At 45.6% G+C, this 24,973-nt stretch carries 19 protein-coding genes; 8 read left to right on the top strand and 11 right to left on the bottom strand.

Going from position 1 to position 24,973, the window contains the following annotated elements; genetic code table 11:
* The first annotated feature begins 160 nt into the window (after positions 1–160).
* Positions 161–511 (top strand): hypothetical protein, encoded by a 351-nt coding sequence (locus tag Q0307_RS01315; protein WP_298655324.1) that lies wholly within the window; start codon positions 161–163, stop codon positions 509–511.
* Positions 512–594: 83 nt separating this feature from the next.
* Here Q0307_RS01315 and Q0307_RS01310 read toward each other — a convergent pair whose 3' ends face one another.
* The 5 genes from Q0307_RS01310 to Q0307_RS01290 form a co-directional block, all read right to left on the bottom strand.
* Positions 595–1,317 carry a MipA/OmpV family protein gene (locus tag Q0307_RS01310; RefSeq protein ID WP_298655321.1) on the bottom strand — a complete coding sequence of 241 codons (723 nt, stop codon included), beginning with the start codon at positions 1,315–1,317 and terminating at the stop codon, positions 595–597.
* Positions 1,318–3,624 carry a xanthine dehydrogenase molybdopterin binding subunit gene (gene xdhB, locus Q0307_RS01305; protein ID WP_298655318.1) on the bottom strand — a complete coding sequence of 769 codons (2,307 nt, stop codon included), beginning with the start codon at positions 3,622–3,624 and terminating at the stop codon, positions 1,318–1,320.
* Positions 3,621–5,096, bottom strand: a complete 1,476-nt coding sequence (gene xdhA / locus Q0307_RS01300) for a xanthine dehydrogenase small subunit (protein WP_298655315.1) — start codon at positions 5,094–5,096, stop codon at positions 3,621–3,623. Before xdhA ends, xdhB begins: the two co-directional genes overlap by 4 nt.
* Positions 5,097–5,453: a hydroxyisourate hydrolase gene (uraH, locus tag Q0307_RS01295; protein ID WP_298655312.1), complete on the bottom strand. Its 357-nt coding sequence runs from the start codon at positions 5,451–5,453 to the stop codon at positions 5,097–5,099.
* A gap of 137 nt (positions 5,454–5,590) precedes the next feature.
* The gene (locus Q0307_RS01290) at positions 5,591–7,357 is read right to left on the bottom strand and encodes a hypothetical protein (protein WP_298655310.1); all 1,767 of its coding nucleotides are present in this window, start codon (positions 7,355–7,357) and stop codon (positions 5,591–5,593) included.
* 77 nt (positions 7,358–7,434) lie between these two features.
* Between Q0307_RS01290 and Q0307_RS01285 the strand changes: the two genes are divergently transcribed.
* Both Q0307_RS01285 and Q0307_RS01280 read left to right on the top strand, forming a co-directional pair.
* Positions 7,435–8,361, top strand: coding sequence for a DMT family transporter (locus tag Q0307_RS01285; protein WP_298655307.1), 927 nt, complete (start codon positions 7,435–7,437; stop codon positions 8,359–8,361).
* A 24-nt stretch (positions 8,362–8,385) separates the two neighbouring features.
* A complete protein-coding gene (locus tag Q0307_RS01280; RefSeq protein ID WP_298655304.1) occupies positions 8,386–9,213 on the top strand; it encodes a dienelactone hydrolase family protein in 828 nt (275 codons plus the stop codon).
* Positions 9,214–9,263: 50 nt separating this feature from the next.
* Here Q0307_RS01280 and Q0307_RS01275 read toward each other — a convergent pair whose 3' ends face one another.
* The 6 genes from Q0307_RS01275 to Q0307_RS01250 all read right to left on the bottom strand — a co-directional run bounded on the left by Q0307_RS01275 (position 9,264) and on the right by Q0307_RS01250 (position 17,178).
* Entirely contained in the window at positions 9,264–9,824 is a 561-nt protein-coding gene (locus Q0307_RS01275; protein ID WP_298655301.1) for an ankyrin repeat domain-containing protein, read from the bottom strand.
* Between the two features lie 339 nt (positions 9,825–10,163).
* The gene (locus tag Q0307_RS01270) at positions 10,164–12,356 is read right to left on the bottom strand and encodes an exonuclease domain-containing protein (RefSeq protein ID WP_298655298.1); all 2,193 of its coding nucleotides are present in this window, start codon (positions 12,354–12,356) and stop codon (positions 10,164–10,166) included.
* The gene (locus tag Q0307_RS01265) at positions 12,353–12,727 is read right to left on the bottom strand and encodes a response regulator (RefSeq protein ID WP_298655295.1); all 375 of its coding nucleotides are present in this window, start codon (positions 12,725–12,727) and stop codon (positions 12,353–12,355) included. The genes Q0307_RS01270 and Q0307_RS01265 overlap by 4 nt, the downstream gene beginning before the upstream one ends.
* The gene (locus Q0307_RS01260; protein WP_298655292.1) at positions 12,724–15,489 is read right to left on the bottom strand and encodes a sensor histidine kinase; all 2,766 of its coding nucleotides are present in this window, start codon (positions 15,487–15,489) and stop codon (positions 12,724–12,726) included. The genes Q0307_RS01265 and Q0307_RS01260 overlap by 4 nt, the downstream gene beginning before the upstream one ends.
* A 12-nt stretch (positions 15,490–15,501) precedes the next feature.
* Positions 15,502–15,699, bottom strand: coding sequence for a hypothetical protein (locus tag Q0307_RS01255; RefSeq protein WP_298655289.1), 198 nt, complete (start codon positions 15,697–15,699; stop codon positions 15,502–15,504).
* A gap of 27 nt (positions 15,700–15,726) precedes the next feature.
* Positions 15,727–17,178 carry a putative nucleotidyltransferase substrate binding domain-containing protein gene (locus tag Q0307_RS01250; protein WP_298655286.1) on the bottom strand — a complete coding sequence of 484 codons (1,452 nt, stop codon included), beginning with the start codon at positions 17,176–17,178 and terminating at the stop codon, positions 15,727–15,729.
* A 307-nt stretch (positions 17,179–17,485) separates the two neighbouring features.
* Here Q0307_RS01250 and ung point away from each other — a divergent pair, with 307 nt between their 5' ends.
* The 5 genes from ung to Q0307_RS01225 all read left to right on the top strand — a co-directional run bounded on the left by ung (position 17,486) and on the right by Q0307_RS01225 (position 24,940).
* The gene (gene ung / locus Q0307_RS01245; RefSeq protein ID WP_298655283.1) at positions 17,486–18,190 is read left to right on the top strand and encodes a uracil-DNA glycosylase; all 705 of its coding nucleotides are present in this window, start codon (positions 17,486–17,488) and stop codon (positions 18,188–18,190) included.
* A 172-nt stretch (positions 18,191–18,362) separates the two neighbouring features.
* The gene (locus tag Q0307_RS01240; RefSeq protein ID WP_298655280.1) at positions 18,363–20,012 is read left to right on the top strand and encodes an efflux RND transporter periplasmic adaptor subunit; all 1,650 of its coding nucleotides are present in this window, start codon (positions 18,363–18,365) and stop codon (positions 20,010–20,012) included.
* Positions 20,009–23,140, top strand: coding sequence for an efflux RND transporter permease subunit (locus Q0307_RS01235; RefSeq protein WP_298655277.1), 3,132 nt, complete (start codon positions 20,009–20,011; stop codon positions 23,138–23,140). Before Q0307_RS01240 ends, Q0307_RS01235 begins: the two co-directional genes overlap by 4 nt.
* 85 nt (positions 23,141–23,225) lie before the next feature.
* Positions 23,226–24,572 carry an FAD-dependent oxidoreductase gene (locus Q0307_RS01230; RefSeq protein ID WP_298655275.1) on the top strand — a complete coding sequence of 449 codons (1,347 nt, stop codon included), beginning with the start codon at positions 23,226–23,228 and terminating at the stop codon, positions 24,570–24,572.
* Positions 24,573–24,601: 29 nt separating this feature from the next.
* Positions 24,602–24,940 carry a hypothetical protein gene (locus Q0307_RS01225; RefSeq protein WP_298655272.1) on the top strand — a complete coding sequence of 113 codons (339 nt, stop codon included), beginning with the start codon at positions 24,602–24,604 and terminating at the stop codon, positions 24,938–24,940.
* The last annotated feature ends 33 nt before the right edge of the window (positions 24,941–24,973 follow it).

The following is a 24,973-nucleotide window of genomic DNA, read 5'->3' as shown; positions in this document are numbered from 1 at the left end:
CTTAAGTTCTCATTTCAAAAATAGAATGAAAATTAATCATAAATTAATCTTTAATTCATTTTTTCAGTTGATCATTTTTTGAATAGGCCGTAATCTCCTTAAGACTTTTTTAAAAGATCTAACGCCTATTTACCTCACTCAAACATAAGGAGTGTCGGCAATGAGTATTAGAAAAATTAAAGCAAACACGGCAGAAATAGAAGGTGACTATGTAAAGGTTGAGACACATTCTCAACGTCTGATTAGTTTCTTAAAAACCTTCCTGATTCTTGCTGTAGTTTGTATCTTGATATCCCAGTTTTTTCCAAACTTTGACATAATTTTTGGCCTTGTCATAACGTTTAGTATATCAGCTTTAGCAGCAGCTTTTGCTCCCGGTCAAATATTACGAGACATTCCTTTAGTGGATTTAGTTGAAATAAAACGCTATCGAGGAAAAGATAAAGTTACTGTTGTTTTAGATGATGAACGAGTTAAACGTAATCAAAGCAACAAAAAATTGAGTCAATAAATTTTCAAGAGTTTGGTAATGAAATTGTGTCAGAACCAAGCTCTAAAACTCAAACTAATTTAGAAGTGATACGTTCAGTCCTCTTACCACCGATACCGTAGCCCCAAAGCCCCACTCCAAACACTGCTCCGTTCAATAATCGGGCTATCTCTAATCTCTGCATCATAAGCTGTAATCGCAGCATCAGCGACTAGCGTTAATTTTGGACTTAAAGGCTGTTCGACACTTACCCCCGCTTTAAAAGCAAACGCGGCATCGGCTTGATAAGCAGGGCGATCTGCTTTAACCTCATCAGCGTTCACCCCCACATAATAATCAGTGACTTTATCTGATAACCATTGAACTTCCCCATAAGGGCGGAAAATAGCTTGATACGGCTCAGGATTAAAAGTATAGCGGACTTTTAATTGCGTGCCTTTGTGCGCTGTCATATCTTGGGCAATATCAAATAAAGTAACCCCATTCATTATTTTCCATGCACCACCGACCCGCAAATTAATCGCTTGATCTAGTTCCTGCATATCTTTTAATTGCGCACTGCCACCACGCTCGTGATCCCAATCATCTAAACCCGCACCGATATAATAATTAGCACGTGATGTTTTTAGCAGGCTCAGTGCTGGACCCGGAATATCAAAACCTGATTTATCCGCTAATACTGGCTTTGCACCTAATTGCAGATCACCACCTACGAAGGGTGATTGGCGTGCAGTCAGTGCTAAACCTAGATCCCATTGCTTCGCAGACTCTTCTGCTACGGCTAAGCAAGGTAAAAGTACTAAACCAAGGAGAGCAATTTTTTTCATTTAATTAACCTTTTTCTTTAAAGACTCAATCGCTATTAATACCGCTTCTGGAGTGGCAGGCGCATTTAAACCGCTGCTGTATTGATAATGCCCGACACTTTCAACTGCATCTTTGAGCGCAAAAAACACCGACATCGCTAACATTAACGGTGGCTCACCCACTGCTTTGGAACGATAAATAGTAGCTTCTCGATTCGGCTTTTTATCTACCAAACGTACATTAAAACGCTCAGGTATATCACCCGCCACTGGAATTTTATACGTAGAGGGGGCATAGGTGCGTAAACGTCCCTCTTTATCCCACCACAACTCTTCAGTGGTTAACCACCCCATGCCCTGCACAAAACCACCTTCAATCTGCCCAATATCAATAGCAGGATTTAAGGACTCCCCCACATCATGCAGAATATCGACTTGCTGCACCCGATACTCACCGGTCAAGGTATCCACTTCAACCTCTGAAACTGCCGCCCCATAAGCGAAATAATAGAAAGGCCGACCACTCATGGTTCGCGGGTCATAATGAATTTTTGGCGTTTTATAAAAGCCCGTTGCTGATAGAGAAATACGATTAAACCACGCCAAATGTGCCAGTTCTGCAAAGCTCATTGCCGCTTGAGTCCCCACACGCACTTGCCCCGCTTGGAAACTAATCTCACTAGCTGGTACTTGATAACGCTCAGCCAGAAACTCCACTAAGCGCTGTTTCAAAATCTGCGCGGCGGCTTGTGCTGCCATCCCATTCATATCCGAACCGGAAGATGCGGCTGTCGCTGAAGCATTCGGGACTTTTTCAGTGCTGGTAGCCGTACAACGAATCTGCTCCAGTGGAATTTGCAACTCTTCCGCAACAACTTGAGCAACCTTGGTGAATAAGCCCTGCCCCATTTCAGTACCGCCATGATTGAGTTGTACTGTACCATCGTTGTAAATGTGTAGGAGTGCACCCGCTTGATTCAAAAAAGTGGCCGTAAAGGAAATACCAAACTTCACGGGAGTCAGTGCAATGCCTTTTTTCACCCCTTGATGTGTTTGATTAAAAACCCGTAGCGCCTCACGCCGCTGCCGATATTGTGCAGTGTCTGCTAACTCAGCAACCAGTTCATGAATAATATTATCTTCAAGCTGCATGCCATAATGAGTACAGTCACGAATACCCTCCTTACCATAGAAATTTGCTTGGCGTACTGCTAAGGGATCAAGCTGCAACTGGCGGGCAATTTCATCCATGACATACTCAATCCCCATCATCCCTTGTGGACCACCAAAGCCACGGAAGGCCGTATTGGATTGTGAATTGGTTTTGCAACGATAAGACACTATCGCGATATTTTCGAGGAAATAAGCATTATCCGCATGGAACATTGTCCGATCATTTACCGGCCCCGACAAATCCGCCGAAATGCCACAACGCGAAGCATAATCCAGCTCAATTCCTTGAATCACACCCTGCTCATTAAAACCCACCCGATAACCAATATCAAAGCAATGGCGCTTACCTGTCATCATGATGTCATCATCACGATCCACTCGATACTTTACCGGCTTACCCGTTTTCTGGGCTAATAAGCCTACTATGCAAGCAAAGAAGCTCGGCTGACTTTCCTTGCCGCCAAAACCGCCTCCCATGCGTCGACATTCGATTACAATATCCTTTTGAGTACGCTTGAGAACAGTCGCGACAATTTCCTGCACATGATGCGGATGTTGGGTACTACTATGAATCAGCAAATACCCTTGTTCTTGCGGCAAAGCAAAGGCAATTTGTCCTTCTAAATAAAATTGTTCTTGACCACCTAAAGAAAAACTACCGCTTAATTGATGAGGGGCTTGGTCAATAGCAGTGCTTGCTGTACCGCGTTCCAAGCGTTTGGTAGGTAACACGAATTGTCCAGCAGCAACTGCCGCACGAATATCCAAATTATGCGGCAAAACCTCATAATCAATCTCCGCCAATAATACTGCACGCCGCGCAGCTTCGACTGAAGTAGCGGCTACGGCAAAGATGGCTTGGCCGATATATTCAACCTTATTCACGGCCAAAACGGGCTCATCCTTTAAAGCGCCACCTAGATGATTTTCGCCCGGAATATCTTTAGCTGTAATGACGGCGACGACTCCAGCGGCTTGACGGACTTGGGTTAAATCAATCTGCTTTAACAGGGCATGCGCTTTGTTACTGATACCTACAGCAGCATAGAGCGTACCTTTTGGCTCTGGTAAATCATCGATATAACGTGCTTCACCACTCACATGCAGATGCGCGCTTTCATGTTGTTGATCTTTACCCACATATTGAGGACTCATAGCTTAGCCTCCACATCTAGGAAAAACTTACGCAGTAAATTTGCCGACACTAGGGAGCGATACTCCGCACTAGCTCGCATATCCGTTAGCGGTTGAAAATCCTGCTGCAAGGCTTGAACTGCCTGCTCAATAGCGCTTTCACTCCAGATTTGCCCGCATAAAGCTTGCTCAGCTTGCAAAGCACGCTTAGGCGTAGCGGCCATGCCACCAAATGCCATACGAATTTTAGTCACTTGCTTCTGCTCCAACTCCACAGCAAAAGCAGCACATACGGCTGAAATATCCTGTCCGAAGCGTTTGGAGATTTTCCAAGTGCGGAAGTATTGCTTGGGTTTCGCTAAAGGTATACGCAGCGCTCGCACAAACTCACCCGCCTGCAAATCTTTCTGCTGATAGCCTAGGTAAAAATCCTCTAAAGCTAAGCGGCGGGTTTGCGTTCCTTGCTGTAAAACAATTTGCGCGCCCAACGCTATCAAGGCTGGCATGGAGTCACCAATCGGTGAGCCATTCGCTATGTTCCCAACTAAAGTACCTGCATTGCGAATCGGTAAAGAGGCAAAGCGCTCGTATAAATCTTTTAGCTCTGGATACTCCGCAACCAAAGCTTGATAGGCATCCTCTAAACTAACAGCTGCACCCATTTCTAAATAATCAGTTGTTTTGGCAATTTTATTTAGCTCTGCAACTGCTCCCAGATAAACCAATTGCTTTAAGTCACGATGCTGTTTAGTGACCCATAAACCTATATCCGTGCCACCAGCCAGAATACGCGCCTCTGGGTTGGTCACTAAATAATCTGCTAGCTCTTGCAGCGCTGTTGGTGCATAAAAACTAGTATCCTGATACTCAAAATAAAGACTTTGTGGCGAATTGAGCGTTTGTAGTTGCTGAATTAACTCAGCTTCCCCTAATGAGCTACCAAAGGCGGCTGAAACCGCTGTTTGCTGTTCACTGGGGATGTGCTCAGCATAGACATGCATCCTTTGCCCTGCTTCTAAAATCGGACGATAGCCAGTGCAACGACACAAGTTACCGGAAAGTGCCGAACACAAACGCTCGCGGCTGGGCGGTGCTTCAGTTTTATACAAGGCAAATAAAGACATGACAAAACCGGGTGTACAAAAACCGCACTGGGAGGCGTGGCAAGCAATCATCGCTTGTTGAATGGGATGTAAACCTTGCGGCGTTTTGAGGCTTTCGACGGTAAATAAAACCTTCCCATCTAGCACTGGCAAGAATTGGATACAGGCATTCACCGCTCGATAGCGTAATTGACCTTGCTGCAAATCAGCGATTACCACGGTACAAGCACCACAATCACCTTCTGCACAGCCCTCTTTTGTACCCGTGCGATTCAAGTGCTCACGCAAAAAATTCAGTACAGTCGTGGTCGGCGCAATATGCGTTAAATCAAACCGTTCACCATCGAGCATAAAACTTAAGGTATTTCGAGTCGCATCTGCTTGCATCATTTAGCTCCCCCGATAAGTTGAATAACTCCACGGTGAAGCCAACAACGGCACATGATAGTGCGCATGTGGGTCTGCAATTCCAAAGCGTAGTGGGATTACATCCAAAAATGGAGGATCAGTTAGCGTGTCTGTTTTAGACCAGAAATAATTGCCCATTTGAAACTCTAACTCCCAAATGCCAATTTCTAGCTCTGTATCAACCAATAAGGGCTGATCACAACGCCCATCATGGTTGGTGATTGCAGTTTTGATGAGACTACGTGTGCCATCAGCAGCACAACGATATAAGTGAATGTGGACTCCAGCCGCTGGGCAACCATGTGCGGTGTCCAAAATATGAGTCGTTAGTTTGCCCATGCAGAGACTCCCTATCGTATTGAGGTGCTTTGCAGTATACCGTTTATTTTTGCTTTAAAACTATTGGGAGGAAATTACTTCGGCTTACACGAGGCGAAAAACCTAAGAGCGCCCTAGAGCGCTCTTAGGTTTTGGGCTTAATTCGAGGGTGAAATCGTGAACGTATATTCAGTAGGCTGATCTGGCAGGACATTAATCACTTCAGTGCCATTCATGCTTTGATAATTTATACGTACCCGCACGGGTTGAGGCGGTACGCGAAGCTCTGCTGAAGAGACATTATTAAAGGACTGAATCGGTTGGCCTTGCAGGGTCATGACTGTGAAATTCACACGCATCGGCTTACGATCTACGCCAGAAATTGCGTATAAATTCAAACGACCACCATTTTGTTGAGCCGGTGTTTGCTGCTGCGGAACTTGTTGAGCCGGGACTTGTTGTGGAACTTGGCCACCTTGTTGAATCGGCTCGACGGATGGAGGAACGGGTACTGGCATCGGATTCTGACCAATAATTTCAGTTGCAGCGAAAACAATCTCACTCACGCGCCCATTGCCAATTTCGATCATCCGACTTTGGCGTAAACCTTGAATACCCGCAGTGACTTCATAAGTGCCAGCGGGCAAATTGATTTCACCATTCGGTGCTGGCCCTACGGTAGCCACTCGCTCACCCGCACGATTGCGAATCACAAAGCGCGCTTGATCCGGTAAACCTTCGCCGGTATTTAAACGCAAGCGTAATAGACCTTGCTGTATTTGTTGAGGCGCTGGTTGTGGCTGGACAGTTGGAGTTGGTTGAGCTTGTTGTGGTGGAATCGGCGCATTCCCTACTGTATTGAGAATAATATTTTCGCGCACAATACCATTGGCCGACACTTGAATAGTTCGGGTTGCCTCTTGGCGGCCTTCTGATTTAACGGTGATCTTGTAAGCACCCGGCTCCAGTGAAAACTCCGCACCGTCAACATAATTACTTTTCGCGACATGCTGGCCGTTTTGTTTTTGCACATAAATATTTGAGCGAATGGAACGATTACCTTCCGCAGCACGTACTGCAATAAAAACCTGCCCATTGGCATTGGTAGCCACGGGATTAGCCTGTGTTTGCGGTTGAGGCACTGTAGTCATCGTTGTACTGACAGGCGAGGTAGGCATTTCAAAGCGTGCATTAGTTAATTTATCGGCATAGACCTCTAATAAGCGTGAAGCTTCTTTACCATTAGCTTTGACCTTAGCTAAATATTTGCCCGGTGGTAGTGAGAAATTCGTAGTTTCACTCCCTGAATAGGAAGCTACTTGCACACCATCAGTGTCATAGACTAAGAACTCACCATCGATTTCACCATTCGGGCTAGATATATCGACTATGGTTAAACCTAATTTACCGAAAGCCGTCGGCGTCGGCTCGGTCATCGCTGTAGTGGTTGTAGTATCCGTCTGAACCGTTGTGGTGGTAGCAGTTGGAGCAGTCGAGTTAGTCGGTGTAGTCGTACTGGTAGCGGTGCTCACCTTCGTGTCACTACCTGTTAGTGCGCTGGTCGTTCCCGTAGTCAGTTGCTCAGCAGGTGCTTGCGCCGTAATCCCATTTGGATTTGTTGGCGTTTCTTGCTGTTCACCTTCTAGCGTAATCACCTCCGAAGGATTCGTGGTATTACTTGGTAGGGTAATATCCTGTGTAGTTAAATTGGGGCTAGTCGAAGGCGAAGTGCTGCTAGGCAAAGTGCCAGTACCTGTTTCTGTGCCTGCAATGGGAGTACCGGTTCCTTCTGGCAGAATGGGAGCATAACCAGTATCTTGAGTCACCAATTTACGGTCACTCAGCATGCTTTTCACCCCAATGAAAGCAAAAATCGCCAGTATTCCGAATACCACCCCTGCAATAAGCAGTTTGCCTTTACCCATGTTCCTAATCACTCCTGCAATTTTGTTTATTCGGCTATGATAGCCGAAATTCGTAGCCACACACAGAATGCTCACTTATGAATAACAGTTTTCTCGACCGCTTCTCGCCCTATCTTCTTTTGGTACTCGCTGCAAGCTTCTGGGGCGGCAACTTTAATATTGCGCGTGCTTTCAATATGGAAATTCCGCCAATGGGCTTATCTTTTTGGCGTTGGACAGTGGCGGGCTTAGTGCTATTACCCTTTGTTTGGCAACCGATGCGCGAGCAATGGTCTGCTTTTAAGCAGCATTTTGGCTTAGTACTGGCCTTGGGCATTTTAGGTGTAACAGGGTTTAATACCCTAGTTTATTTAGGTTTACAGACAACCACTGCAACCAACGGTGTATTAATGCAGTCGGTCAATCCTATTTTTATTATTGCTTTTTCCAGCCTACTGTTAGGCGAATTTGCTACCAAACGCCAATGGATTGGGATTATTTTATCTTTGCTCGGTGTATTGGTCATTTTGATTCAAGGCCAAATCGCTAATCTATTCAAGCTCAATTTTCATGCGGGTGATTTAATTATTTTGCTTGCTGTCATGGATTGGGCTTTATACACCGTGCTGTTACGCATGTTGCCTAATGAACTCAAAGGTTTGCCTATTTTAGGTTATACGATTGCCATTGGTTTATTAGGCATCCTGCCTTTGTACTTAGCTGAGATGATATTAACCAGTCGGGTGATGCCTTTTAATTGGACTAGCATTAGCAGTGTACTTTATGTGGCGATTTTCCCTTCTGTTCTGTCTTATTTATTCTGGAATCATGGCACCCAGCGGATAGGCGCGAATCGAGCAGGTCAATTTGCACATGTGGTGCCGATTTCAGGAATTTTAATAGCGGTTTTATTGCTTAGCGAACAACTCCATCTTTACCATTTGCTAGGGATTGCCCTAGTAGTAGCAGGGATTGTACTCGCTAACTATCGGCAAAAAACCGCTAAACTATTTAAATCAGCCTAATTACTATCAAGCGAGGAGAACACCATGTGTGATTTGAAAGGTTGCGGAACTCAAGCCAATTTGCCGCCGATTCAGCTCGACTCCCAACAACGACGCTTATTTTTACAAGGCTTAGCGTGTTTACCTTTGGCCACAGTCTTGTCTTATCCAGAACTCGCTCAAGCAGCCGCTGCCAAAACCGAAGAGGTATCGATCACTCTAGAGATGGATAACAAGGTTAATGCATCGCTTGCCCTACCCGCCGCTGACAAAGCGCCCGCTATCATTCTGATTCATGAATGGTGGGGGCTAAACGATCAAATCAAAGCGGTCGCTGCTGAATTAGCCAATTTAGGTTATGTCGCCTTAGCTGTAGATTTATATGCTGGAAAAGTCGCAAAAACCCCAGAAGAAGCTAAAGCTTTAATGGGTGACTTAGATCCGGAAATTGCTAAAGAAACTATGGTTGGCTGGGTTGATTATCTGAAAAAGCATGAACGCGCCAATGGCAAAGTGGCGACCTTAGGCTGGTGTTTTGGTGGTGGCTGGTCTTTGAATACCTCAATCGCCACCCCAGTAGATGCCACCATTATCTACTATGGCAATGTCGCAAAAGGCGCTGAAGATCTAAAAACCTTAAAAGGCCCTGTTCAAGGGCATTTCGGTAAGCTTGATAAAAATATTAATCAAGAAATGGTCAGTGGCTTTGAGCAAGCGATGGAAAAAGCTGGCAAAAAAGATAGCCTCACTGTGTATTGGTATGAAGCGGATCATGCTTTTGCCAACCCAACGGGTGCACGATATGACGAAGCAAATGCCAAACTCGCTTGGGAGCGCACTCTTGATTTTCTAAAGACTAACTTAGCGAGCTAAACCTTTAAACTAGCCTGTATGCACACTGAACTATGGGCAGGCTAGTGACTTTAATCTTCTTCAGCTTGTTTGAGCACACTACTAATCGCCTCCAGCAACTGGATACCTTGTTGAGCTAAATCACGTGGTGTTTGCCCATCTTCATTTTTAATTTTCGGATCAGCCCCACGCTCCACCAATAACTCGGTCACATCCACATAGCCTGAACGTACCGCTAGATGCAATAAAGTATCTTGGGTCTCACCCGTAAGTAAATTAGGACTTTTCCCTCGATCCAAGAACATCGCAGCAATTTCAGCATGACCATTCGCCACCGCGCTTATCAGACAACTATCCAAAAGCTTGGCCCCATGCTCTATTAAAATTTTCACAGCATTGGCTTTACCTAGCATACTTGCTGCACACAGGATAGTTTGCCCCGTACCAGTGACTTGATTAACATCAGCACCTGTTTGCAAAAGCTCCAGAATGGGTTCTGTTTGATCGGCTAAGACCGTTTTAATGAAAGCTTCGGCACGCGCACGCTGCTCTTCTGTGCCTGACTGGGGGAAAACCGCCCCAGAAAGAATCAACAAGAACAAAAATGCCGAACGGATCGCTGCCATCATCATCAACCCTCTTCCTTTTGAGTTATGCTGCTTAAAAAACTTCCTTATCTTTTTAGCATAGATGGATAATTCCAAAATACGGGAGTTATTCAGGTAAAAAGCAGGAAAAACAGGATGAATGGAAGCTATTCTCTTCCACCTTAACAGGCTTGCTTGACAATCAGGCAACAACCAATTATGTAACTGATTTTAAATACATAAAACTCTTATAAGTTTCTTGACTAACAAAACTATAAACATTCAAGCACTAAAAAATTCAGTGTGAATATTACCAAAAAACTGTGTTAAACGATGGATGTTTCTTTTTTACACATTTGCAGCAGCTAACCTAATGACCCAAGTTTAATACTTTAGACGAGCATAAAAAGTTTTTTGGGCAGCCGCACGTGCCTCTCCCAGCGTATGAATACCCTTCTCGGCCAATAAGGGAATCATTTTCATGAAAATTTCTGCAGTTACCATTGCATCCCCCATGGCGGTATGCCGGCCAATAATATTCACATTAAAACGTTCAGCGATGGCCTCTAAACGATGTGACTCTTGATTGGGATGCACGACCGCTGATAGCAATAAAGTATCCAGCACAGGATGATCAAAAACCACCCCCGTTGCCTGCTCTTTTACTTGAAAACAACGCATATCAAAGGCTGCATTATGCGCAACCAATACTGTTTCTTGAGCAAACGTGTGAAATGCGGGCAGAACCGATTCAATGGTAGGTTGTCCTTTGACCATTTCTGGAGTAATTCCATGGATTGGAATCGTTTCTGGTGGAATCGGTCGTTTTGGATCAATCAACTGCTCGAAAAATTCATTATGCAACAGCTTGTTGTTTACAATGCGCACGGCACCAATCTGAATCGTTTCATCCCCACCGGCTGGATTAAGCCCAGTAGCTTCAGTATCAAAGACGGTGTAAGTCAATTCAGTCAGGCGACTGTCATCCAGAGAGCGCGAATGCTCTGAACTTTTAAATAGGTCAAAATCATAATATTCTGGGCGACTTTCGCTGCGTAGATAAGTACCAGAAGATAACTCCTCCTGTGGAGCCGCTAAAGGCAATAATAAACGGAAGAAAGCTCGGCCTGTTTCAGGCTCACGCTCAACCCAAGAATCCCCACTATGCCGAGTCAAAACATCTTGCACGGTGAGAGACATAGTTTCAGTACCGACTTTAATCTGCTCCATCTCCCAACCAATCACTGCTTTAGTGCCTTCACCTAAAGGTGACCAGAGCATATCTAAACAAGCCCGCTGGCCATTACTTTGCAAACGTAGTTGTACCGCTTGAACTTGGCACTCTGCTTGTAATTTGCCGGCTAAATGCACCAAGGCTTGTAAAAGGGAAAAGCTCTCTACTTTTAACCATAAATTAGTGTCAACATTATCGGCCTCAGCTTTTACCGGCAAAGAGGCCACGATTCGGCGGGTAGCGGCTTCAATTAAGTCAGCACCATGCATTTCTTCTAAAGGCCAGCGCGAACGCAAAGTATTCGCCGAAGAAGTTTGCATTTCTTCAATACGTTTACCGAGGCTATGGATTTCATCACGCACCACACTCAAGAGACGTTCACGCATCTCTGGTTCTAGGTCGGGATATTCTAAAACCTCTACTGCGGCTTGTGCATTGGCAATCGCTGCACGACTGCCCTCTGTTAAGGAATACAGCACGCGATCCTTTTCTGAATCATCTTCAAAATCACGAGTGATGTTATCCAGCATTAATACAAACCCAGTAAGCTCATTAGTTTGGGTAGGTGCATCATCTGAACCTTCGGCTGGCATTTTCACAGCACGCACAGGCGTCATTTGCACCCGCAATAATTGCCCTGCTTGAGTAGTCGTCACGAATTGCGCGGACGGCATTGCAGCACCACGCTGTAAACGATGTTGGATATTTTCCAAGGCATGTGCGACTAGCTTGCGATCAAATACACTGTAAATTGAGCGCCCTAAGCCAATTAACTCAACGCCACCTGCTACCGAAGGCGCTTTAGATAAAGCCCGAAACTGAGTACGCGCACGATTGTTATACAGCAGAATTCGCCCATCTAAATTACACACCACTACACTTTGGGTTAGCTCAGACATTAACGCGGCTAAACGATTCTTTTCTAATTCTGTATTACGACTTGCTTCCTGTACACGTTGATCCATTTCTTCGCGTAAGCTTTCGCGTTGCTCAACTAACTGATTAATTAATTCGGTGAGTTTCTTATTTTCTGGGCTACCATCAGGCACTAATTTACGCTTAACATCGGTTCCTAATAAGACTTGAGCATTTTCTAATAAGCGTGCTGGTGCCGTCATAAAATAGCGGACTAAGTAACCTAGTATTACCCACACGGCAATTAAAGAAGCTGCCCACATAAGAAATAACAGAGCAATCCGTGGCCCAATCGCTGCTACGGCAGCAGCTCGTTCATTTTCCTCTAAAGCAGCCCAAATCAGGCCACCTGAAACGAATAACCAAATCAAACAGACTAAGCCAACAATGGCTGTGCCCGCTACAATGCGCCAATCCGTTTTTCTCATGCCACAGCACCCAATAACTCTCGAACTTTCTGTGCTAATTCTTTAGTAGAAAAAGGTTTAACCATATAAGCATTCGCACCTAAGGCGATGCCTTTCGCCATATCGGTATCGCGGCCTTTGGCAGTCAGCATTAAAATAATAATGTCCGCATTGTCAGGATTAGCTCGAATTTCTTGGCAGACTTCAAAGCCAGTTTTCTTCGGCATCATCGCATCTAATAGCATTAAATTAGGCTTTTCTTGAGCCACAGCATCCACAGCTTCTTGACCATCATGCGCCACACGCACTTGATAGCCTTCACGCTTCATTAAAAATTCTAGGGAAATTAAAATATTTTGCTCATCATCGGCAATTAATACCTTTGCACTCATGCACGCTCCTCCTCTATTAGCGCTAACTCCTGAGTATCCTTTAAGCGAGGCAAGAAAAAGCTAAACCGTGCTCCTGCCCCTAACTCAGAATCCAACCACATCCGTCCACCAAAATGCTCGACAATTTGGCGACTAATCGGCAAGCCTAAACCTGTCCCTTGCGGACGATCCGAAAACTCGCCAGCTTGCCGAAATTTTTCAAATACCTGCTCTTGCTCATGCTTGGCAATACCTTTGCCATTATCTTGGACTGCAACCGTTACGCCATCCACCGCATCAGTGATATATACATCCACTTTACCACCGGAGTGTGGAACAAATTTAGCCGCATTGGATAATAAATTTAGCATCACTTGCATTAAACGATCGGGATCAGCCCGAATCGGGGCGATCACTTCATGACTATCATACAAATTTAAACTTAAACCATTTTCTAAATAAGTTCCGGAGATGCTATTAACCGCCTGCCGCACTACCGCCTGAATATCTACATCGCTGTTATGCCACTCCGCATGCCCTGCCTCAATCTTAGCCATATCCAACACTTGGTTTACTAAGCGCCCTAAGCGCTCTGCCTCACCGACCACGATTTCCAGAAATTGCCGCCGCTGCTCAGCTTCCATCTCATCATCGTCAAGCATCATTTCAGTGAAAGCACGAATTGAGGTTAAGGGAGTACGTAGCTCATGGGTGACAGAAGACATAAAGTCATCTTTGAGCTTATCAAGGCTTTTAAGTTGTTCATTAGCAGCACGCAATTCTCTAGTGGCCTTCTCTAAAGACAAAGATTTTTCTTCTAACGCTTTGGAGTAAGCACGAAGTTGTGACGCTTCTTCTAAGATACGCATTACATCATCTAAGTCGAGCTGCTCCTCTTCCACAACTGAAGCGACCATCATGCGTGCCGAACCAGTACCAATGGCTCCAGCTAGTTGCGTTTCTACATATTGAACGAGCTGCGCATTTGCAGGGATATCCTTGGTCTGACTTAAACCTAAACGGCGCGCATAATCAGTAAATACGCGCTCAGCTTTATCTAAACCTAAAAAGCGCTCTGTGAGATTACGTAAATCAGCTAGTTTAGCGCGCCCTTGCCAAAACACAGGATGCGTACTCGCAGTCCGCTCAAACACGTCGACAAATAATAAAGCTTGGCTAGCTTCCCGCGCCTCCGGTCTTGTCCACAAAGATACTAGAACATAAGCGCTGATATTCGCAAACAAGCTCCAGAACAAAGCATGCGTGAGATTATCTAAACCTTCTAAGCCAAACAATTGCTCAGGACGCAGCCAAACTAAGCCAAATAAGCCTTCATGCATGAAACCCGAGTCAATCCAGCCAGACTTGACTAAAGAAGGTAGTAATAAGGTGTAAATCCACAAGGCAAAGCCCAGTATTAAACCAACCAAAGCACCTTGGCGATTACCGACTTTCCAATACATACCACCCAACATCGCAGGCGCAAATTGCGCGACAGCAGCGAAACTAATCAATCCGATGCTAACTAAAGCATAAGCCTCACCTGCCATCCGGAAATATAAATAACCGAGCAGCAAAATGCCTAAAATAGCCACGCGCCGAATCATTAATAGTAAGCCTGTTAAATCCCCACTAGCACGACTACCAAAACGCTCTGTACGTAATAAAAAGGGCATCACTAAGTCATTACACACCATCGTCGAGACAGCAATCGCCTCCACAATCACCATGCCAGTCGCAGCAGATAGCCCACCCACAAACACAAATAAAGCCAGCCATTCATAGCCATGTGCTAGTGGCAAAGACAAAACGAAATAATCAGGATCAGCTTGGCCTTGACCAAAAAATAACAAGCCGCCAATGGCAATCGGTAAAACAAAAATATTAATCAGCAATAAATACAGAGGAAACACCCAACTGGCGCGTTTGAGATGACGCTCATCCACATTTTCCACCACCATCACTTGGAATTGGCGTGGTAAAAAAATCACTGAAAGCATGGCAAGTAGAATTAAGGCAAACCACTGCGGATAGGCAAAATCATATTCACCTTGGCCTAGCAGTAATAAAGGTTTGAGTTTTTCATCGGCTAAAGCTTGAGCAAATAAATCTCCCATCCCATTAAATACACCATAAACAACAAAAATACCCACAGCTAAAAACGCAACTAGTTTCACAATGGACTCAAAAGCAATCGCAGCCACCATGCCCTCATGGCGCTCTGTAGTATCTAAATGGCGAGTACCAAATATAATCGTGAAGCCGGCTAGTGCTAATGCAATATATAAAGTGCTATCACCTAACCATAGACCCATCTCTGGACGAGGTTGGCCTAAGGGCGTGGTGAGCATCGCATAGCCACTCGAAATCGCTTTGAGCTGCAAAGCAATATAAGGGACAATACCAACAACCGTGATGAGGGTGACTAAACTAGCCAGTGTGCGGCTTTTGCCATAACGACTGGCAATAAAATCAGCGATGGACGTAATTCGATAAGTTTTAGCAATACGGATCATTTTACGCAGCACTAGCCACGCTAAGATCATCGCGAGCATCGGGCCTAAATAAATCGGTAAAAACCACAAGCCTGTATTCGCAGCGCGCCCGACACTGCCGAAATAAGTCCAAGCTGTACAATACACCGCCATCGACAAGGCATAGACCCACGGGCTTGCAATAATCGAACGCCCTTCGGCGGCACGTTTATCCCCAAACCATGCAACTGCAAATAGAATCAAAACATAGAGAAAGGAAGCTGCAATGACCAGACTACTTGAAATCATCCTTAGCCCTCCTCATCTCTCATCGGTTTCCATTAACCACGCTAAAACTGCAATCATGCCTGCCCAAATCATAAATAAAGCCGCAGGAAACAAAGGTATTCCAAGAATAGTGATATCTTTATCCCATAGTGCCAACAGAGGAAAATTTAACAAGGCACAGCCAAAAGTAAACAGCGCGACTAATCGTGCTGAGGTCATTCCGCGTAACATAAAACATCCCTCCACTCTTTAACTTGCTTAACGCAGCGCATTAGCTTGATAGCGCTGAGCAAGCGCATCTTGAAAATGACTAGCCACTTCAAAGGCATTTTTTAAATGCCGTTGCTCGAAATCTGACAACTCATCCGGCGAAACTTGATTATCTGCTAATTGCCCCGCTTCAATCTGCCGTGCTTGATGGCGCAAGCGTGTCAAACTAATAAACTCAAAGGCATCCAAGACATTCGCCAATACATCATTATTCACTTGATTTGCTTGCCCCAAAGCTTGCAAGCGTTCACGTGTATGAGTGACTGGCAAACCTGCTGCTAGGGTATGAACTCGCGCCACATCAATGATCGGCACTACGCCCCGCTTTTTCATATCTAAGGTTTTTTCGCCATTCGCTTGCTTCTCCAGCACAAAGCCTTTGAAAAAACCTAAAGGTGGGCGGAAATTTAGGGCATTCGCTGCCATATGCGTCAAGAACAAAGTGCTTTTTTGCGTGCGGCGTAGAATGCTCTGATGCAAATCTTCAAATAAAGCCGCATCACCGTATAAACAACGCAAATCAAAGAAAATAGTCGAATATAACAAGGCTTGCGGATCAGGAGTTTCAATCCATTTAGCGAAATAATTGCGCCAGACGGATAAAGGCTGCCGCCATTGCGGATTGGAAGCCATAATGCCGCCCTTACAGTATTCATAACCGCAAGCATCTAAACCATCACAAACAAAATCAGCTAACTTACGGAAATACTCGCCATGTTCAGCCTCTTGATAATCATTGGCAAGGATTAAGCCATTATCCTGATCCGAATAAGCGGTTTGCTCAAAGCGGGCTAAAGAACCAGCGACTAGAAAAGCATAGGGTATAGGTGGAGCACCTAATGCCTGTTCAGCTAACTGCAGAAGGCGGCGCGTAATCGCTTGCCCAATTGAACTAATCGCATGTGAAACATGATAACTAGTGAGGCTTTTGACCATACTCACCAAAGCTTTAGGCCGATGTAGGCTCAGTTGTTTTAAAGTCTCAACATCCTTAGCGAGATAAATATCACCAATTAAATAAATAGCATTATGACTATGGCTACGCAGTAAATCCGTACCACCAATCACACCCAAAATTGTCTGTTGATGTGGATCGACCACAGGAATATGCCGAATATTATGCTGAGCCATTAAGAGCATGGCTTCCGTAGCAGGTGCTTGTGGCGTCAGCGTCATCGGCTGGGGACTCATGATACTGGCAATCCGATCTTGAGGATCATGTTGACTCGCGACCACACGCACTCGAAAATTTTGATCGGTAACAATGCCGGTGAGTCTATGGTTACGCACGACCAGGGCTGTATGGCTATTAGCTGCGGTCATCTGTGCAGCAGTGGCTTGAATACTGGTTTCTTCATCCACAGTAACAGTAGGACGCACCAAATCCTGAACTTGCACAGTTAATAAAGAATAATCAGCTGCACGCTTTTCAGCATCCATCTTCTCCTCCTCAGATGTCCGCTTATCGAAATAGGTTTATGCTGTGGTGCTTTCGCGCTAATTCGGGCGCTTTGCTAAAATAAAAAAGCGCGACATAAACTTAGTTATTTTACGCTGACTAAGTACATGCTGGCTTTGATGTTTAGCAAGATAAACCCAGTCAGTAAGTCTAAGTATTTGTTGTCTAAATAGTTTCGCTAAAAATCAATGCTTTTAGTCGCTGTTATTGAGTTTAACAGTATAAGCTTTTTTTAACAGTGAATCCTACCTGATTGGGTAGAACTTTCTAATAACTGGAGGCTGATTAATGTCAGTAGCTTTTAATGTTCAATTCCAAACCCTTGACCCTTCTTGGCAAATTGCGTTAGCGGCTGAATTTAACAAACCCTATTTGCGCGAGTTAGAAGCTTTTCTAGAAACTGAAACTGCCGCAGGCAAAATAATTCTACCACCGACTGAACTCCTTTTTTTAGCACTCGAAGCCACACCCTTACATGCCGTTAAAGTCGTCATTCTCGGTCAAGACCCTTATCCGACTTTAGGGCATGCACATGGTTTGTCCTTCTCTGTACGCCCTAGCGTTAAACCCCTACCTCGCTCCTTAAATAATATTCACAAGGAAATGCTTACAGATCTAGAGATTGACAATAAAAATGTGGGTTATTTATTAGCTTGGGCCGAGCAAGGTGTGTTACTACTCAATACAGTATTAACTGTGGAAGCAGGTAAGGCTGGGAGCCATCAGAAAAAAGGCTGGGAGCCATTGACTGATGCAGTGATTCAAGCAGTGAACCAACAAGCTCAGCCTGTAGTATTTATCTTTTGGGGTGCACAGGCGCAAAAGAAGGCTGGGTTAATAGATCAAACTAAGCACCATATTTTAAGCAGTGCGCATCCTTCGCCTTTATCAGCCAAGCAAGGTTTCTTTGGTAGTAAACCCTTCTCCCAAGCCAATAGTTTTTTACACAAGCAGGGACGTTCAAGCATTGATTGGCAACTCCCTAAAAACTAAAGGTCTTTAGTGAATGACTCAGTGGTCTAGAGGTCAAGCCTGTCGGTCTAAAAGGTAAATTTTCGTAAGGAAACTACCGCTCAGCACAGGCTTCCGTTATCCTACTGACCCATAGTCATTTTGATAGTAGCTACTACCGTCATTAATTAATTTTTGAGCTAAAAGAATTATTATGAAATCAGTCAGACGCATACCTCGGATCACGATCTGCAGTCTTCTTGGGCTAGCTGTAGCACTGAACCCGATCCTGATTAGTCAGGCACAAACGACTCCAAGCCAAGCAACAACTGGCTCAGTCCCTAGCTCCACTAGTGAAACAGCTCCTGCTGTAGTTGCTCCTGCTCCAGCTAATACGGATACTAAACCGGCAGCAGCTCAGGGTGGTAAGCCAGCAGGTGGAGCTTCAAAGCCCGCGCTCACGGTCACCAGTGTTAGCCCACAAAAAGACTCTTGGGATACTACTATTCAAGCCGATGGTGTGATCAATCCTTGGCAAGAAGCGATTATTTCCGCAGAAATTGGCGGTCTGCGCATTACCGACGTGTTGGTGGATGTGGGTGAAACCGTCAAGAAAGGCCAATCTTTAGTTAAACTTTCCCAAGAGACCGTCCAAGCGGATATTGCCCAACAACAAGCAGTAATTAATCAGGCCAAAGCGGAAGTTTTAAAAGCCCAAGCGGGAGTTGCGCAATCTGAGGCAGGTGTCGTACAAGCTCAAGCGGGCGTTACCCAAGCAGAAGCGGGCTTAGTACAAGCGAATGCCTCTATTAGCCAAGCTCAAGCAGCTTTAGGCCAAGCAGAAGCAGGCATCGCACAAGCCAATGCAGGTTTAGTACAAGCCAATGCTAATTTCACTGAAGCCAAAGCAAATGCAGATCGGGCGCGCCAACTAAAAACCAGTGGTGCTTTGCCGATGCAACAAGTCGATCAGTATATTACTGGTGAAGCCACCGCTCGTGCTGGCATTGACAGCCAAAAAGCCACTATTGCCTCACAAAGAGCGGCTTTAGATGCGCAAAAAGCGGGAGTAACGGCGCAAAAAGCGGGGCTATCTGCCAAGCAAGCCGAAGTTAAATCGCAAGAAGCCGCTGTTGAATCGAGTCGCTTGGCGGTAAAAGCTCAGGAAGCCGTTTTGGAAGCACAAAATGCTGCTTTAAAAGTTCAACAAGCCGCTTTAAGAAGCCAAGAAATTCGCCTTGGTCAAACCACGATTGTAGCAGCCGATGATGGTGTCATCAACGCACGCACGGCTGCTTTAGGCAGTGTGGTGCAAACTGGCGCAGAACTCTTTCGTATCATTCGTCAAAACAAACTGGAGTGGCGTGCTGAAGTCTCGAGTAATGATTTGGGGCAAATCCGCGAAGGTCAAACCGCTAGTGTCACCATTAATACTGGCGAGGTCATAGAAGGCCAAGTACGCCTAATCTCTCCACAACTGGATGCGAATACGCGGCGCGCTTTGGTGTATGTGAGCTTGCCTTCAGGCAGCAGTGCACGAGCTGGCATGTTTGTTCAAGGCACTATTCGCCAAGGGCAAACAGACGCTTTAACTGTACCGCAAGCGGTAGTGATTTTACGAGATGGTCGACACATCGTGTTTGAAATTGGTGCCGATAATCGTGTGATTCAGCATGAAGTAAAAATTGGCCGGCGTGTGCAAGATCGAGTTGAAATCCTCAGTGACTTGCCAACAGATATTAAATTGGTCGCGACCGGTGGCGCTTTCCTCAATGATGGCGATTTAGTGCAAATTGCAGGTGCAGGTGCAGGTGCAGGTGCAGGTGCAGGTGCAGGTGCAGGTGCAGGTGTGAAAAAACCATGAATATTTCCGCGTGGTCAATACGCAACCCTGTCCCTGCTCTCTTGCTGTTCATGGTGCTGAGTATTCTTGGCATTCATGGTTTCCGCTCACTAACTATTCAACAATTTCCTGATATTGAATTGCCCGTCATTACGGTGAGTGCAGGGCTTGAAGGGGCTTCTCCTTCACAATTAGAGACCGAGGTGACTCGCAAAGTCGAAGATGCAGTCGCCTCTTTAGATGGGATTAAACATATTCAATCCACCCTCACGGATGGTTCTTCGGTAACCGCGATTGAATTTATTATCGATAAGAATATCGAGACTGCTTTAAGTGAAGTGCGCAATGCGGTGGATGGGATTCGTGCAGATCTGCCGGGCAGTATGACTGACCCAATTGTGGGTAAAGTCACTACCTCTGGTAATCCGATTGTAACCTTCACAGTCGCCTCAGACCGTTTGGATGAAGAGGCTTTGTCATGGTTTGTGGATAATGAAGTATCCAAAGCCATGATGGCAGTGCCCGGTGTAGGTAAAAGCAGCCGCATTGGTGGGGTTGACCGCGAAGTACAAGTGAATCTCAACCCGGCTTTGATGGCAGGTTTAGGGATTACCGCTGATGCCGTATCACAAGCTCTCGGACAGATGCAAAAAGATGCTTCCGGCGGACGAGGGGATGTCGGTGGTTCAGTTCAGTCAGTGCGTACTTTAGGTGCAGTAAAAACGGCAGATGATTTAGCTGCGTTGCCGATTCCACTCGCCGGTGGGCGTTATGTGCGCTTAGATCAAATTGCTAAAGTTCAGGATACTTATGCTGAGCGTGCCATGTACGCACTCTGGGACGGCAAACCTGTCGTCGGCTTCCAGATTACGCGGGTTAAAGGTGCGGGTGAAGTGGATACGGCTGAGCGTGTGCGTGCGGCTGTGCAAAAGCTTAATGAACAGCATCCACAAGTCAAAATTGTTGAGGCATTTGACCGAGTTACCTCAGTTAAAGATAACTATGAAGGCTCCATGCTACTGATGTATGAGGGCGCAGCCTTAGCGATTTTAGTGGTCTGGTTATTTTTACGAGACCTCCGCTCGACATTAGTTTCAGCAATTGCCCTACCCTTAGCCATTCTACCGACCTTTGCAGCTTTGTATTATATGGGCTATACCATGAATATTCTGACGCTGCTCGCGCTGGCCTTAGTTGTGGGGGTCTTGGTCGATGATGCGATTGTGGAAGTGGAAAATATCGTCCGCCATTTACATATGGGAAAGACACCCTTCCAAGCCGCGATGGAAGCAGCCGATGAAATTGGCCTCGCCGTAATTGCCACTACAGCTACCTTGATTGCAGTCTTCCTCCCTACCGCATTCATGGGCGGCGTAGTGGGTAAGTTCTTTGAACCTTTCGGCATGACTGCGGCTATTTCAGTGTTCTTTTCGCTGGTGGTAGCACGGATGCTCACACCGATGATGGCGGCCTATATTCTCAAAGCCCCGAAAGAGCATCAGCAAAAAGACGGTTGGATTATGACCCACTATCTGCGCTTGATGAAATGGTGTTTGCGGCATCGGTTTATCACCTTGATTTTAGCGATTGCCTTCTTCATTGGCTCCATCATGTTAATTCCTTTATTACCTAAAGGCTTCATTCCACCGGGTGACGAAGGTATTACCGGTGTCACGGTTGAGCTGCAACCGGGCAGTACCTTAGAAGAGACACGCATTATTGCAGAAGAAGCTCGTCAGAAAATTGTATCCGTTCCAGAAATCAAGCATGTGTTTTCTATCGTCGGTTATGAAGCCAGCCAGCAAGGCCCCTTCGGTGGTGGTGGGGGTACTGATGCCCGTAAAGCCACTTTAACCATTGTCCTCACGCATCGTACTGAGCGCTCGCTGACTCAACAGGACATCGAAAACTTGATTCGCAAAGCGATTCAAGACCTACCGGGGGCACGGATTAAAGTGGGCTTAGGTGGCAATGGTGAGCAATTACAAGTTACTTTGGCCAGCGATGATGCCAATGCGCTTAACTCCAGCGTCACCGCCGTAGAAAAAGATCTGCGCACACTCACCGGCTTAGGCAATATCACCTCCAATGCCAGCTTACAGCGCCCAGAAATTCATATTACCCCGAATTTTGCGCGCGCAGCAGAGTTAGGTGTGAGCACACAAGCCTTAGCTTCTGTAGTGCAAATCGCAACGACGGGGGACTTTGAAAGCCGCTTACCCAAACTCAATTTACCACAACGGCAAATTCCCGTGCGGGTACGTTTAGATAAACAAGTACGCACTGATCTGCAAGCGATTCAGCAACTCCGTATTCCGGGGCGGAATGGTGAAGTGCCTTTATCCGCAGTAGCGGAGGTGCAATTAAGCAGTGGCCCCACTCAAATCCAGCGCTTAGAACGCAGGCGCAATGTGACGATTGACGTTGAGTTAAATGGTCGAGGTTTAGGTGACGTGGTAGCCGAGGTCGAGCAACTTCCTAGCATTCAAACCTTACCGCCTAGTGTTTCTCGTCCACCTGCAGGTGATGTGGAAAATATGCAAGAGCTATTTGGTAGCTTTGGTGGTGCGATGCTGATTGGAGTGATGATTATTTATGTGGTCTTAGTACTGCTATTCCATGACTTCATGCAACCGATCACCATTCTGATGGCTTTACCTTTGTCACTCGGGGGAGCATTTGTAGCTTTATTGCTCACACACAGCAGTTTTTCCATGCCCTCAGTGATTGGCCTCATTATGTTAATGGGGATCGTGACTAAGAACTCCATCCTGCTAGTGGAATACGCGATTGTAGATATTCACATGCGCGGCATGCAGCGTTTTGAAGCTTTAGTCGATGCTTGCCATAAGCGTGCTCGCCCTATTGTCATGACAACGATTGCTATGGGTGCTGGGATGTTGCCAACTGCTTTAGGTTTGGGGGTAGATCCCAGTTTCCGTTCACCGATGGCGATTGTGGTGATCGGTGGATTGATTGCCTCAACCCTGCTGAGCTTGTTGGTGATTCCAGTGGTATTTACTTTTATTGATGATCTACGCCGTGGCTTGCGTTGGGTTTTCATGCGGGGAAAACCAGAGGTGCATGGATCACATAAAGATCCAGATACCGCTTTGCCAATAGTTAGCACCCCTACAACTCAAGCTTAAACCAGCAACAGAGGCCAGCTAAGACTGGCCTTTTGTTTTTTTTAAGTCTAAGATTTTCCTATTAGTATCAACCATAGTGCATATCATGACTTTTTCACGCCGTGAATTTTTAGCCAGTTTAGCCGCTTATCCCTTAGTTATGAATACTAGTTTACAAGCCGCTGATGCTCCAACCATTTTGATTATTGGGGCAGGTATAGCAGGGCTGGCTGCTGCGCGTAGTTTGAGTGATCAAGGCCTAAAAGTAACCGTGATTGAAGCTCGTGAGCGTACTGGCGGACGCATCCACACCAGTCGTGTGTGGCCTGAGTATCCTCTGGATCTAGGTGCTTCTTGGATTCATGGGCAACGGCAAAATCCCATCACTGAGTTAGCCAATGCTGCTCAGGCTAAGCGTATTGCCACCAGTTATGATAATGCTGAGCTGTATATTGATGCGCGCCTGAAACAGTTGGGTGTCCAAGGTACTAATGAAACAGCCATGGAAAACTTAGTAAGTAAAGCGCTTAAGCAAGCGGCTAATTTAGATACGGATATTTCCTTACAGGCGGCGGTCGAGCGTGTTGTAAACAAGCCGCTTGGCTCTGCTTATCAAGCGCAATTAAATTTCTATTTAAATAGTACTTATGAGCAGGAATACTCAGGCTCTACTCAGGAAATATCAGCACAAACGGTTGAGGATAATGAAGAATTTAGTGGGGCTGATGTCTTGTTCCCACAGGGTTACGATCAAATCCCTAATTATCTAGCGCAAGGCTTGGATGTACGCTTAGGTCAAATCGTCTCTCGTATTAATTACACTAATGCAGGCGTTACAGTCAAAACCCAAGATCAGACTTACAAAGCCGATTATGCGATCATCACAGTACCGTTAGGAGTATTAAAGCGGAAAACAATTCAATTTAATCCATCTTTACCGGCTGCAAAACAAGCAGCAATCCAGCGTTTAGGGATGGGCTTATTAAATAAAGCTTATTTAAGATTCAATACGGTGTTTTGGCCAAAAGATATCGATTGGCTAGAGTATCTATCCCCTGATGCGGGCTGCTGGGTAGAATGGGTTAGTTTTGCCAAAACTGGCGCACCAGTTTTACTTGGTTTTCATGCTGCTGATCGCGCACGTGAAGTAGAAGCTTGGAGTGACCAAGCTTTGATCGCTGATGCTATGAAAGTTTTGAAAGCAATGTTTGGCAATGCTATTCCACAACCAACAAGTGCACAAATTACACGTTGGGCACAAGATCCTTTAGCCTATGGCTCTTACTCGTTCAACGCAGTCGGGAGCAGTAACCAAGATCGCCAAGCCTTAGCGAGCAAAAGTGGACGTTTGTATTGGGCGGGTGAAGCTACTCATAGTGCTTATCCCGGCACGGTGCATGGTGCTTATTTAAGTGGTGTACGTGCTGCTAAAGCCGTGCTTAAATTGGTCTAACTCTTTCTTTAAGCAGAGCGCAGCGCATCATGTTCGATCACAAAGATACCCCTATGAATCACGACATCCGTGATTTTCGCCAACCGATGGTTACATCTATCGGTATCATGTTGGGCTTTTTGATGAATTTCTTGGCGCAATGGGCGATTGCTGATGATGACAGCTCAGCGATTCAAACCGTAGCTGATGCGGTAGTAGCGATTACCTTATTAATCGGTATCGGCTTAATGATTTTTACTTTATTCAAGCTCTTAACTAATCGCTATGACACCGCCAATGCTGGGCTTTATTATCAGGGGATTTTTCGCTGGTATATGGCCGCGATCATTGTATCGTTTGGCGGGTTGGGAGCTTCATTATTTATCTAGCTAACAGTGACTCTGTGAGTTGTCTGAATTTAA

The organism is uncultured Thiothrix sp., from assembly GCF_937873765.1.
In the GTDB taxonomy this organism is placed as follows: Bacteria; Pseudomonadota; Gammaproteobacteria; order Thiotrichales; family Thiotrichaceae; genus Thiolinea.
The sequence above is the reverse complement of the archived record's forward strand: the minus strand, read 5'-3'. Positions and strand labels throughout refer to the sequence as shown.

What these genes read in the sequence shown, in the direction of transcription:
- Q0307_RS01315 (WP_298655324.1), top strand. Translation starts at nt 161, where the DNA reads ATGAGTATTAGAAAAATTAAAGCAAACACGGCAGAAATAGAAGGTGAC.
- Q0307_RS01310 (WP_298655321.1), bottom strand. Translation starts at nt 1,317, where the DNA reads ATGAAAAAAATTGCTCTCCTTGGTTTAGTACTTTTACCTTGCTTAGCC.
- xdhB (WP_298655318.1), bottom strand. Translation starts at nt 3,624, where the DNA reads ATGAGTCCTCAATATGTGGGTAAAGATCAACAACATGAAAGCGCGCAT.
- xdhA (WP_298655315.1), bottom strand. Translation starts at nt 5,096, where the DNA reads ATGATGCAAGCAGATGCGACTCGAAATACCTTAAGTTTTATGCTCGAT.
- uraH (WP_298655312.1), bottom strand. Translation starts at nt 5,453, where the DNA reads ATGGGCAAACTAACGACTCATATTTTGGACACCGCACATGGTTGCCCA.
- Q0307_RS01290 (WP_298655310.1), bottom strand. Translation starts at nt 7,357, where the DNA reads ATGGGTAAAGGCAAACTGCTTATTGCAGGGGTGGTATTCGGAATACTG.
- Q0307_RS01285 (WP_298655307.1), top strand. Translation starts at nt 7,435, where the DNA reads ATGAATAACAGTTTTCTCGACCGCTTCTCGCCCTATCTTCTTTTGGTA.
- Q0307_RS01280 (WP_298655304.1), top strand. Translation starts at nt 8,386, where the DNA reads ATGTGTGATTTGAAAGGTTGCGGAACTCAAGCCAATTTGCCGCCGATT.
- Q0307_RS01275 (WP_298655301.1), bottom strand. Translation starts at nt 9,824, where the DNA reads ATGATGATGGCAGCGATCCGTTCGGCATTTTTGTTCTTGTTGATTCTT.
- Q0307_RS01270 (WP_298655298.1), bottom strand. Translation starts at nt 12,356, where the DNA reads ATGAGAAAAACGGATTGGCGCATTGTAGCGGGCACAGCCATTGTTGGC.
- Q0307_RS01265 (WP_298655295.1), bottom strand. Translation starts at nt 12,727, where the DNA reads ATGAGTGCAAAGGTATTAATTGCCGATGATGAGCAAAATATTTTAATT.
- Q0307_RS01260 (WP_298655292.1), bottom strand. Translation starts at nt 15,489, where the DNA reads ATGATTTCAAGTAGTCTGGTCATTGCAGCTTCCTTTCTCTATGTTTTG.
- Q0307_RS01255 (WP_298655289.1), bottom strand. Translation starts at nt 15,699, where the DNA reads ATGTTACGCGGAATGACCTCAGCACGATTAGTCGCGCTGTTTACTTTT.
- Q0307_RS01250 (WP_298655286.1), bottom strand. Translation starts at nt 17,178, where the DNA reads ATGGATGCTGAAAAGCGTGCAGCTGATTATTCTTTATTAACTGTGCAA.
- ung (WP_298655283.1), top strand. Translation starts at nt 17,486, where the DNA reads ATGTCAGTAGCTTTTAATGTTCAATTCCAAACCCTTGACCCTTCTTGG.
- Q0307_RS01240 (WP_298655280.1), top strand. Translation starts at nt 18,363, where the DNA reads ATGAAATCAGTCAGACGCATACCTCGGATCACGATCTGCAGTCTTCTT.
- Q0307_RS01235 (WP_298655277.1), top strand. Translation starts at nt 20,009, where the DNA reads ATGAATATTTCCGCGTGGTCAATACGCAACCCTGTCCCTGCTCTCTTG.
- Q0307_RS01230 (WP_298655275.1), top strand. Translation starts at nt 23,226, where the DNA reads ATGACTTTTTCACGCCGTGAATTTTTAGCCAGTTTAGCCGCTTATCCC.
- Q0307_RS01225 (WP_298655272.1), top strand. Translation starts at nt 24,602, where the DNA reads ATGTTCGATCACAAAGATACCCCTATGAATCACGACATCCGTGATTTT.